This window comes from Eisenbergiella tayi, from assembly GCF_001881565.1.
GTDB classification, from domain to species: domain Bacteria; phylum Bacillota; class Clostridia; order Lachnospirales; family Lachnospiraceae; genus Eisenbergiella; species Eisenbergiella tayi.
Genome location: NZ_MPDJ01000017.1, coordinates 13597 through 25902 on the forward strand (window position 1 = coordinate 13597; position 12306 = coordinate 25902).

Below are 12306 nucleotides of genomic sequence, written 5' to 3' on the forward strand. Positions count from 1 at the left end.
AAACAGAGGGCTAATCCGCGGGGAAGAGCCTGCTGACTCATGCGGCACTCCCTTTTTTTATCTGTATCCCCTGCCGCTATTCCTTCTTGTCTAAATCCGCACAATCAGCTACAATGAAGCCAGATGTTTTCCATAATAAGAGGCAGTCTGCACGATGGGCGGCCGGGAATCCAGGGGGGGATTTATTATGATACCGGAAAAATATTTCACAGGGAAAAAATCTGTCTTCTTTTATGCAGGCGCCTTATACCGCAAGGTAATAAAAAACAGTTTTTTCAATAAAATATTTCTTGTTTATCTGGCAATCACTTTTGTCTCCTGCATCATCCTTTTTTTCACGCTGACTCAGAGCCTTATTTCCGTAAAATATGACCAGGCCCTCGTTATGAGCGATCAGATTCTCGCCACCGTGGACACCTATCTGGAGAAAAAAATCGCCAATGTAAAATCCATCCAGCAAAAGCTTTACCGTGACGGCGGCAATTGGCGTATGATAACCGAAGAGCTGAAAAACCCGGCTGCCGAACGGCTTTCCGCCTATCAGCGGCAGGAATTAAACAATGCGGTCATCCAGACCTATTACTCCATCGATAAGGATTTGAACGGAATCTTCCTCTTTGGCAGCCAGGAGGAAAACATGCTTCAGTTCGGAAGCAGCCAGTCCAATGCGGAATACAGCTTTTTCCTGGATTACTGCAGGAATCATGCATCCGACGATTTTTCCTCGCTTCAGCTGGTTTCCTCCCGCAATCCCGCCCATACCTCCAATACCTTTTCCCTGTTTCTGACGGACGCGGTTCGCAATCCCGATAACTTTGCCGACTGTATCGGTGTTTCCGGCATTTATTTCAATGCCATGAACATCCAGCAGTCCTATTACCAGTATAACCGTCACCTGAAGGGAACCATCTATATCATTGACAGCAGCCGGAATCTTCTGTACGACTCCTCCTCTTCCTATCTGACGCAGGAGCATTTCCCCTGGGAGAAACTGATGGAAACCGCAGGCGGGAATTTCCTTTACCGGGGTATCAACTATAATGTCGTCCGTTCCTCCTCCGGCCCCTGGTATATTGTCAATGCGTTTCCCATGTCCATGGTAAGAGAGGATGTAAAGGTTCTGCAGAAAAATATATTGAGCATCCTGTTTCTGATCTTTATCCTTACCTTCCTTCTGAACTACATCAGCACCAAATTTTTTGCCAAACGGATCCGGCCGATAACGGACACAATGGAACAGGTAAAAACAGGCCATCTCACAAGTTTCCAGATACAGCCCAATTCCGATGACGAAATCGGATATATTTATTCGGAGCTGATAAAAATGTGCTCGTCTCTGGACGATCATATTCAAAAGGAATATGTCTATCAGCTCAAACAAAAGGAAATGGAGCTGTATGCCCTACAGGCACAGGTCGATCCTCATTTTCTTTACAACACGCTGGAATCTATCCGTATGAGCCTTTATATGAAGGGGGAAACCGAGGCCAGCAAGATGATCCGTATCCTTTCCGATATGTTCCGCAACATCATGAAAAAGGATGTGGCCGTCTCCAACAGGGAGGAAATCAATTATGTCCGTTCCTATCTTGAGCTTTACCAGTTCCGGTACGGAAGCCGGATGAAATATGAGATTTCCATCCCGGATGAAGTATACCGCTATGCCACCATCAAGCATATTCTGCAGCCGGTCATCGAAAATGCCCTGATACACGGCATTCAGGATACGGGAACCGATGAGCATCCTTCCGCAATATCCATCAGCGCGGAAAAGAAGGGGGAGGATATTCTTTTCTTTGTCCGTGATGACGGCTGCGGCATTCCGGAGGATAAACTGGAGGAAATCAGACGTAAGCTGGCACAGGGTGATCTTTTCCAGGATTCCATCGGTATTTACAATGTGAATAACCGCCTGCGTATCGTCTATGGGAGCAGTTACCGGCTGCAGATACAAAGCCGCCTGCGCAGGCCACCTTCCTCTGACGGAACCGGCGGGGAAGACGGCGGCACACTTGTCACTCTGCGTATCCGCGCAATGAAGAAAAAGGAGCTTGAAGAATATGTACAGACTATTAATCGTGGATGACGAACCTATGATTGTGGAAGGACTGAAAGCCTATATTCTCACGGCGGATTATCCTTTCAGTGCCGTGGATACTGCCTCTAACGGCAGAGAGGCCCTTGAACAGATGGAAAAGCAGCCTCCCGATATGCTCATAACCGACATCCGTATGCCCCAGCTTGACGGCATCGGCCTGCTTTCCGCCGTGCGGGAACGGGAATGGGGCACGAAAGTCATTGTGCTCAGCGGCTATAATGATTTCGAATATGTCCGTTCCATGGCCGTATTGGGGATTGAAAATTATCTGCTCAAGCCCGTTAACGAGGAAGAGCTGTATGCTACGGTTTCCGCCACATTGAAGAAACTGGATAACGAACAGGCCCTGCAGATGAAGGAACAGCTGAATGCGGATCTGATCCGTGAAAATATCATTAACCGCTGGCTTTATGGTTCTATCGGGGAAAATGAACTGATCGAGCGGGCAGAATTTCTCGATTTTACCTTGGAGGCCGCCAGCTATCAGCCCTGTATCATACGCCTGCTCGGTACGAATGAGGATAAGGATCCCGCCCTTCTCCGCCGGTTCCAGGAGCTGTGCAGACAGATTCTTTCCCGGAACAGCAGCTGCTACTATGCCCGCAATTACGCGGGAGACATCATTGCCGTTTACTGCCCGGATGAAACGGATTCCCCGGAGGATTCCTTCTCCATTCTTCTGAACCAGTGTCTGGAAACGGTAAAAAATGAGCTTCCCGTCAGTCCTTATGTCCTGCTGGGAAGCTGTGTGGAAAATTATTGGGAGGTATCCGCCAGCTTCCGGGAAGCCATACGGGGCGGTATCCACCTGGATTCTATTGCAGCCGGAGAAGCCGCAGCAGCAAAAAAGGAGGAGTACAACGCCTCCTCCCCCTTTTCCCTCCGTCTCGCACAGTATGTGCTGGAGCATTATGATCAGGATTTATCCCTGAAAACCCTGGCGGTGCATTTCAAGGGAAATGCCGCCTATATCGGACAGATTTTCAAACGGGATATGCATAAGTCCTTTTCCGATTATCTGAAGGACGTACGGATGGAAAAAGCGAAGGAGCTTCTGGAAAACAGCAGCCTCAGCGCAAAGGACATTGCGGTGAAGGTCGGTTTTCAGAATGTCACCTATTTTTCCACCGTCTTTAAAAAAGAGACCGGCTTAAGCCCTGCAGAATACAAACGGGCCTTCCTTCCTCCGGCTGACTGACACGCTACAGTTCACGGCCCCGGTATCGCCGGTCTTATGCCGCCCGGCAGGAGCATAAGACCGGCGATACCGGGGCCGTGAACTGTAACACGAATACACTTCGTCGGCTAGTCAGCGGATATCATATACGCTGCGTATGGTAAGCCCTTCCGGTTTTCCTTCCCGGATTTTAACCCGTCTGGTTCCGGCATCCATATCAAAGTAATTATCCTCCAGCAGCATGTCATCCTCCGCATTATGGATTTCCACGCTTCTGGCATAAGCATCCGCCGTCACCACAAGCTCCTCTCCTTCCGCCCTGACCTGAAGGCAGGGATCCCGGAATGCAAAGTATTTGGGCGCACAGAACAAAACGCTTCCGGAGGAAAGGATTTCCCCATCCGCCTCCAGCCGGAAGCTTACATAGTTTTCAAACAATCCGGCTTCCGGAAGTTCCACTTTGTCAAGCCAAAGGGAGGACAGCGGCCCTGCTTCGATCCGGACGGATTCCTCCCTGATAATTGCCGCTGAAGGATCCCGCAGTGACCAGATGACCATTCCCCGCTGTGTCTGCATGGTTTCATTCGCCACATTCAGACGGATGGATCTGCGTACCTCACAGGGCTGGGCGTTCACATTCGGATCCTGGGTGAGCATGCCTTCCTCTTCACAGGACAGCAGCACAGGGGCAAAAAAGCGTTTGGCATAATAATGCAGAGCCTTCCACCGTCCGTAATAATCAATGGAAGACCAGCTTGCCGCGGGCCAGCAGTCATTCAGCTGCCAGATGACAGTCCCCATGCACCTGCCCCGGTTTCTCCGGAAATGCTCCACCCCGCAGCGCATGGCTTCCGCCTGAAGCAGCTGGGAGGCATAAAGAATGGTATCGAACCGCGAGGGATAGAGGAAGGTCTGCTCCATGTAGCTCATGATTTTTCCGTTGGCAGAGGAATTCCTCTGATGTTTTTCCATCACATAGGAAAAGATATTCCGTTCCTCCGGGCGGGTAAATGTCTCCACCGTCTGCAGGGACGGAAAGGACTGGAAACCAAACTCGGAAAGGTAGCGGAAAAAGAACTTCCGGTACTCCGTAAAGGGCTTTCCCCCGTGCCATACATCCCAATAATGCACATCTCCCCTGTTTTCATCGTTGGGCGCATCAAAGCCTCCTCCTGAGGAAGGGCTTGCCGGCCAGTAAAAGGTGTTGGGATCCAGCTCCTTAAGCACCTGGGGGATGATGTATTCAAACATCTTGAAATAGTCGCTTTTCTGGCTTGGCTTTAAACACCAGCCTTTTTCATCCATTTCCAGGAAATATTCCATCTCGTTGTTGCCGCACCATAAGCCCAGGCTGGCATGGTGGCGTATCCGTCTGATATTGTCGGCGAATTCCGCCCTGATATTCCTGTCGAATTCCTCGGTCAGATCATATACACAGCAGGCAAACATAAAGTCCTGCCACACCACCAGGCCCAGCTCGTCACAGATATCGTAGAAAAAATCATCGGGATAATATCCGCCTCCCCAGACCCTGATCACGTTAAAATGGGCATCCCTGCAGGCTTCAAGCAGGCGCCTGGTTCTTTCGCCGTTCACCCGGGGAAGGAGATTGTCCTCGGGAATATAATCCGCCCCCATGGCAAAAATACGTACGCCGTTCACCTCATGGGCAAATTCTTCACCGAACTCATCCTTTCTCCGGCTGACCCCCATGGTACGCAGCCCGATCCTTCTTTCCCATACATCGAGCAGCTCGCCATCCTTCCACAGCTGTACACAGACGGTATAAAGAGGCTGTTCCCCATAGCCGTTGGGCCACCACAGGCAGGGCTCCTTTATTTCTATTTCCCCTTTCTCTGAAATATCCTCTTCCAACCTGGTATCCTGCTGCTTTCCTTTCGGATCGGTGACGGTAATATGACAGGAAAAGCCGTCCCCTGCACCTGCACGCTTCTCTCCTCCTTCGCAGCATTTTAAAATCTCCGGCTGAAAGCCCAGAAGGACCCTGCCGTCTTCATGCGTCTGTGTGACAGAAACGCTTTCCAGCCGTCCTTTATGTACTCCCAGCAGACTCACCTTTCTCCAGATTCCCGCATCGGGTATCCTGGGTCCCCAATCCCAGCCGAACATGCTGTGCCCCTTCCGCAGCCTCGGCAGGCCCTTCATGGCATCCACACATCCGATAATCGGCTCTTCTTCATAGGAGCGGGCAATGAATTCCGTCGGGGAATAAAGAACCGCCCTGAGCGTATTTTCTTCTTTAAGAAGGGACTTTACAGAAAACTCCCATATCCTGTGCATGTTGTTGGTTTTTCCCAAATACACCTCATTCAGCCAGATATCCGCCAGGGTATCGATTCCGTCAAACCGCAGAAGGACCTCGTCCTCTTCCCGGATTTCCGCCTCCGCGGTAAAATCCACCCTGTACTCATAATCATGGGAGATAACCTCCAGAGCCTGATACTCATTATCCCGGTAATAGGGATCTTCCATCTTCCCGTTGGCCATCAAGTCCGTATAAACGCTGCCGGGAACGACGGCAGGAAGGAATTCCCCCGTCCCGTTCTGCCGCATCATCCAGCCGTGATCCAATTCCTTTTTTCTCATGCAAACAATCCTCTCTCCCTTGTAACATCCGGCCCTAAAAACCGCCGTGCGGCGGGCCGGATATCTGTTTTCTCTGCGTTTTCCTACTGTCTGCGCAGACCTGCCTGAACAATTTCGAATTTCCCGCTTTTCCAGCTATATTCTTTCCGCTCTCCTGTTTTCAGATCGATCTCCTGTTTCTGATCCCCATAACAAAGAAGCCTTTTCTCATCTTTCCCGCAGACAAGCACCACCTTTTCCGGAATGCCGTCCTTCCAGTAAATATCCGCTTTCTGTCCGCCTCTGAGACAGATCCCTTTTACATATCCGTTTCTCCACTCATCCGGCAGCGCAGGAAGGATGCGGATGACATCCCCGTGGCTTTGTACCAGCATTTCCGCCATAGAGGCGGTCAGTCCCGTATTTCCGTCCAGTTCCCAGGTGCCGGCCCACATGGAGGTCTCATCGCTCATTACCGAGGAGAGGTTGGGCTTAACCAGACGGCGCAGCGTATCCTGATAGATCGCCAGGGCCTTTTCCCCGTCACACAGACGGGCGTAATACCCCATAAGCATATTCATGCCCCAGGAAGTGATCTCAAAGTCCTCAAGCCTTCTTCGTATGCTCTCATACGCCGCCTGCGCCAGCTGCGGCTGTTCCTCCGGCCGTATCTGGGAAAAGGGGTACAGTCCCAGCAGATGAGAGGTATGGCGGTGATTGGGGATTGGTTCGTCAAAGTCATGGAACCATTCCTGCAGCTGTCCCCGGGAACCGATCCGGTAAGGCGGCAGGTTCTCCCTGATTTCCACGCATTTTTCCAGGAAGGAATCCCTTTCCAGGGAAAGCTCCTGATAACCCTTCGCAATGATGTCCAGTATTTCCCGGACGAGGATACAGTCACAGGTCGTGGAAAGAGACAGGAAATATTCCTTTCCATCTACGGAAAACATATTTTCAGGAGAATAAGAAGGCCCTGTCATATAAAAGCCGCTTTTCTCATCCGGGAACACATAGTCCGCCGCAAATTCCGCCGCCCCTTTCAGGACAGGCCACCATTCCCGCAGGAAATCCTTATCTCCGGTAAACTCATAATAATCCCAGATCAGGGTGGCGCACCATACTCCTCCCAGGGACCATACGCCCCAGTTATAGGACCAGCCCAGAGAGGTAAAGCCCCAGGGATTGGTCACCACATGGGCCGTCCAGCCTTTTGCTCCATAAACTCCGGCCGCTGTTTTCTCCCCGGACGGCACCAGGATATCCCTCATGTAGGCAAATGCGGGCTGATAGCATTCCGGCAGGGCACACAGCGCTGCCAGCCAGTACTGCATCTGGAGATTCATATCCACATGCATATCCTGCGTACAATCGATATTGTTATAGATATTATCATTCCAGATTCCTCCCATGTGCGTGGGAAGGGGCGAATCCTCCCTGGAGGAGGCGATAAGCAGGTAGCGCCCGTACTGGAACAGGAGGCCCGCCAGTCCCGGATCCTCCTTTCCCTCTGTCTGTTTCCTGAGCCGTTCATCGGTGGGCAGTTCCCTCATATCCTCAGCTCCCAGGGAAATATCCATCCGGTTATACAGAGCGCTTACATCCTGTATGTGCTCCTGTCTGAGCTGTTCATAGCCCTTCTGCCATGCTTCCTCCAGACGCCGTCCGGCCGTTTCCTCCGGATCAGGCTGAAACATATCCGTTTCCAGATCCACTAGAAGAGTTGCCCTGGTGGCATTCTCCACCCAGATCCCGCTTTCTTCCAGATGATGGTATCCATCGGTCACTACCCGGATCCTCCCGGCCAGATTGACACCGGTAAGACCGTCACTGTGCAGTGTTTCCCTGGCCTGTCCCCGGATGAGATAATCCTGCTGCCGTTCTTCTGTTATTCCGACCCGGCTGGCAATTCCCTCAAACCGGATACGCAGGGCAAAAGGCTTTCCGGGCCGGGTATCCATATGGATTACGGCTGCCTGCGCGGGATTGGAAAGAAAAACCTCTCTCCTGTAAGTGCTTCCCCCCGCCTTAAAGGATACTTCCGACCGTGCCTCCTCTAAGTACAGCCGGCGGACAAAATCCGTAACCGTATCCGCTCCGGCCGCTTCCTCCCATTCCTTTTCCGGTCTTCCTTCCGGGAAACAATCGATATAAAAATTCCCCACAGGCAGATTCGTACCGTAATTATTCTTATTTCCCACAAAACCATGACCGAGTTCATCGGCTCTTTCATAATCTTCCTCAAGAAGAGCCTCCCGGATCTGAGCCAGCAGTTCCCTGCTGTCCGCCCGGTTATTCTCCTCACTGGCTTCTCCCGACCAGTAGGTGGATTCATCCAGCTGCAGAGTCTCCCTCCACGCGCCGCCGAAATCCATGGCCCCCAGCCTTCCGTTTCCCAAGGGAAGCGCTTCCTTCCAGTTCCCCGCAGGCTGTTTATACATAAGTATTTCTTTCATATTCTTACCCCTTCACGGCTCCAACCATAATTCCGGATGCAAAATAGCGCTGCATAAACGGATAAACCACAAGTATCGGAATGACTGTCAGCATGGCAATCGCGGAACGGACCGATAAAATGGACGGACGGTTCATAACCATTGCCGTTCCGGCTGTTTTCGGGTCGTTCATGACCACGTTCATATTCTGGATAACCTGGTAAAGCATGAGCTGCAGGGTCTTCAGATTATTATCCTGTACCAGCATCAGGTTATCGTACCAGGAATTCCACTGTGTCACGGCGCTGAACATGGCCACCGCCCCCAGAATGGGTGTGGAAACCGGAAGTATGATTTTAAAGAAGGTGACAAAGAAGCCCGCGCCGTCAATTCTCGCGGATTCCTCCAGCTCGGCCGGAATGCTCTCAAAATAGGTTTTAATCAGTATGACATAATAAGCGGACAGAGCGGTGGGAATGATATACACCCAGAAATTATTTTTAAGCCCGTAGGTAACCATGGTAATTACCCAGGGAATCATGCCCGCATTCAGATACATGGTAATCACCACATATTTATAGATCCCCTTCCTGTGAGGCAGTTCCTTCTGCGTAACCAGATACGCGAACATGCTGCAGCAGATCACCGTGATCACCGTACCGAAAAAGGCACGGGCCAGGGAAACAAATATGGGCAGCAGAATCCGGTTGTTCCCGAATATTTCCTGGTAGCTTTTCAGGGAAAAATTGGTGGGAAAGATAAGGAACCATCCTTCCGCCTGCTTGGGATCGCTGAAAGAGCTGGTAAGCAGGCAGTAAAAAGGATAAATACATACAAGCAGTACGATGAACATAAAAAGGATATTTATATAATCAAAAAACGTGTTTCTTTTTTTCATGGATTTTCTCTCCTTAAGCCCGGAAGAATACGGTATGCCTGAATCGCAGCCTGCATTCTAAAAAATCGAACTTCCCCTCACTTTTTTCACGATAAAATTAGCTATCAGCAGCAGGCCGACGCTGAGCACGGACTTCATCATACTCATAGCCGTACCAAACGCATAGTTCCCCTGCACAATACCCATTTTATAGGTATAGGTGTCAATCACCTCCAGCTTATCCAGTACCATGGCATTCCCGAATACATAGTACTGCTCAAAGCCTGCCCCGGACAGCACATTTCCCAAGCCCAGGACAAGCAGCACCACAAAGGTGGACACCAGGCCCGGCACCGTGATATGCAGGATTTTCTGGAACCGGCCCGCGCCATCCACCTCCGCCGCCTCATAAAGCTGTGTATCGATCCCCGCAATGGCGGAAAGATAGAGAATAGCGCTGTAGCCGATGTTTTTAAATAAATAGGTAAATGTCTGTACGGTCCAGGCTATTTTAGGATTGGTGAGTACATTAAGAGGCTGGTCTATCACATGCAGCTTTTCGTAAAGCAGTGTATTGAGCATACCGTCCGACGGGGATAAAATGGTGACAAACGCCAGATACAGGAGAACGTAAGAAATAAAATAAGGGATGGTGGAAAAGGTCTGCACCAGCTTCCGGAACTTCGGCGCCCTGATTTCATTCAGAAGAATGGCGAATACCGCCGGAAGAGGCAGCGTGAGTATGATGAGCCCGCTGAGCACAAACGTATTTTTCACCACATTCAGCACCTGTTCCCCATTGCTGAAAAAGAACCGGAAATTCTGAAGTCCCACAAATTCCAGCTTATTCAGGGGGATACCCGGATAATACTTAAAAAAAGATATCACCCAGCCTAACAGAGGGACATAGCAGAAGGCGGTAATGAAGAGGAGAAAGGGTACACTAATCAGAAACAGCTTCCTTCGGACAGCTGCCTTGTTATTTACGGCTTTGCTTTTTGTTCTCAAATCTAATATACCTCCATAGGATCTCCGGGACCTGCTCTCACAGATCCCGGATACTTTTCAGACCAGGCAGATTCCGTTCATGCCCTGTTAACTATTCCACGCCATAGGCTTTCATAGCCTGATCGATGAGGGGATCCAAATCTGTATGGAGCTGGGCAAAACGATCCTGATACCATTTCACCACATCATCCACGCCCAGTTCTCCTACCTTTTCCATCGCCTCGTTCTGTAATGCTTCGTACTCCGCATCATCCTTTGCATAAATCATCTTAAAGATCTGCTTATACATATATTCATTGATCTGTGCATACTTCTGCTTGATGTCATCCGGCTTGGAACCGATACCGCTGGTATAAGTGGACCAGATAACGTTGGGAAGCTTTTCTCCTGCCCTGTTCTTATATTGGGTAAAATAGTCGGTGAAGCTTTCCGTGCCATAAAAGCTTAAAGCATCCTTTTTCACTGCGGAATAATTGTCCACATTGGGAATCTGTTCCGGCTGGATATAATATCCGTTGCTGTCCACGTCGATATGCTGGAACGCATTGATACCCGCATATTTCCACTTTCCGTAGGTCTCCGCCATATCCACAGTGCCGCCGGCGTTATCATCCAGATACTGCTGTGTCACCGAAGGCACATCGCCGTCCATCGTATAGGCCATTCCTTCCGCTCCCTGGGTGATCATGCGGGAACCTTCCTCGGACATACACCAGTCAAGGAACTGAATCGCTTTTTCAGGGTACTTGCATTTGCTGGTTATGGCAAATTCATTGCCTCCCACCACAGACTCCCAATAAACGGAAAGAGATACCACATCTTCAAGGGGCCTCATGGGCATATAACCCGCATCCTTCATTCCCAGCCCGTCCAGGATAGCTTCTTTGTTCATTACCTGCCATCCGTTGACAGCGGAAAGATAAGCGCCCTTATTGATCTTTTCCGTATACTCCGCGCTGCTCATGGTCACCGCGCCGGGATCCAGGATCCCCATCTGATTCGCCTTATAATACAGCTTTACGCCGTTCCAGAAAAAGCTGTCCGGATCCTGAAGAGGCGCTTCCACCTGTTTGGTTGCATGGTTCAGATAAACGGCATAATTCCCTTCCAGAGGCTCATACCCCTTGCTCAGCGGATAATCCCGGTTCACAAAACCATCCCCCATTCCCTGGGGATCCGCAAAAGCGCCGCCTATGGCATATACCTTTTCCCCTCCGGGAGTCTCCGGATAGCTGTCCTGCATTTCTTTCAGCATCTCCAGATAGTCCTCATCGGTTTCCACATCCGGGTATCCCATTTCTTTATATAAATCCCAGCGCACCCAGTTAGCCGCGCCCGGAAGCTGATCCAGGCCCATGCCTCCCCAGCCGCCCACACTGTAGAACTTTCCGTCATTGTACATATGCTCCCGGCGGTAATCGTTCCGGATGGTAAGTCTGGGGTCCGTTGACAGATTTTCCGTATATTCTGCCACCAAATCATCCAGCGGGATAATCATTCCGGCCTCCACGGCCCGGTTTAAATTATTCAGGATTTCCGGGTTGCCTGACGGGGAACCGAAATCCATAATATCATCCAGATCATTGCTGGCAAGCTTTGTGGCAAGCAGTTCATTAAAGGTACTCGTCTGAGCCGTTGTATTTCCCAGGCTGGAATCCACGGTAAGCTCGATCCGGATTCCCAGCTTTTCCTCTATGTACTTGGCAACCGGATCCTCCTGAAGCCCGGTATATTTGGACTGGTTACGGATAAACATTTTCAGGGTAACTACCTCATCCTGTCCCGCCGCTTCCTGCCCTCCGTTGTCATTTCCCGCTGTGCCGGAAGCCGTTTCGCCGCCCTTCCCGCACCCGGCCAGGGATGCCGTCATAACTGCCGCCAAAAGCATGGCAAGAATTCTTTTTCCGTTCTTTCTCATATTCTGCTTAACTCCCCTCTGTGTCCTTTGACACGCGCAATCATTTGTTCCGTAAATTTCCCTGTTTTCCGGCCGGAAGGGTGTGTCGGCACAATGCTGTTTCTTTTTTTTAACTGCCTGTTATCTCCGACACATTTACTATAATCATACTAATTCAAGCTGGCGCAACATACAATTCAAATAATTATATATTATTTTAAAAACTATAGA

The 12306-nt window shown here is 50.4% G+C and carries 7 protein-coding genes; 2 read left to right on the forward strand and 5 right to left on the reverse strand.

The window, feature by feature from the left end; all coding sequences use genetic code 11:
- The first annotated feature begins 187 nt into the window (after positions 1 to 187).
- The gene (locus BLA28_RS32105; protein WP_143085616.1) at positions 188 to 2086 is read left to right on the forward strand and encodes a sensor histidine kinase; all 1899 of its coding nucleotides are present in this window, start codon (positions 188 to 190) and stop codon (positions 2084 to 2086) included.
- Positions 2061 to 3296, forward strand: a complete 1236-nt coding sequence (locus BLA28_RS32110; RefSeq protein WP_069152310.1) for a response regulator — start codon at positions 2061 to 2063, stop codon at positions 3294 to 3296. The genes BLA28_RS32105 and BLA28_RS32110 overlap by 26 nt, the downstream gene beginning before the upstream one ends.
- A gap of 111 nt (positions 3297 to 3407) precedes the next feature.
- Here the strand turns inward: BLA28_RS32110 and BLA28_RS32115 are convergent, their stop codons facing one another.
- From BLA28_RS32115 to BLA28_RS32135, 5 genes are all read right to left on the reverse strand, one after another.
- Positions 3408 to 5882 (reverse strand): beta-mannosidase, encoded by a 2475-nt coding sequence (locus BLA28_RS32115; RefSeq protein WP_069155519.1) that lies wholly within the window; start codon positions 5880 to 5882, stop codon positions 3408 to 3410.
- Between the two features lie 83 nt (positions 5883 to 5965).
- Complete coding sequence (locus tag BLA28_RS32120; protein WP_069155520.1) at positions 5966 to 8314, reverse strand: glycoside hydrolase family 95 protein; 2349 nt, start codon at positions 8312 to 8314, stop codon at positions 5966 to 5968.
- Between the two features lie 4 nt (positions 8315 to 8318).
- Positions 8319 to 9191 (reverse strand): carbohydrate ABC transporter permease, encoded by an 873-nt coding sequence (locus tag BLA28_RS32125; protein ID WP_009255802.1) that lies wholly within the window; start codon positions 9189 to 9191, stop codon positions 8319 to 8321.
- Between the two features lie 57 nt (positions 9192 to 9248).
- The gene (locus BLA28_RS32130; RefSeq protein WP_044971004.1) at positions 9249 to 10178 is read right to left on the reverse strand and encodes an ABC transporter permease subunit; all 930 of its coding nucleotides are present in this window, start codon (positions 10176 to 10178) and stop codon (positions 9249 to 9251) included.
- 91 nt (positions 10179 to 10269) lie between these two features.
- The gene (locus tag BLA28_RS32135; RefSeq protein WP_069155521.1) at positions 10270 to 12096 is read right to left on the reverse strand and encodes a type 2 periplasmic-binding domain-containing protein; all 1827 of its coding nucleotides are present in this window, start codon (positions 12094 to 12096) and stop codon (positions 10270 to 10272) included.
- Positions 12097 to 12306 lie beyond the last annotated feature (210 nt).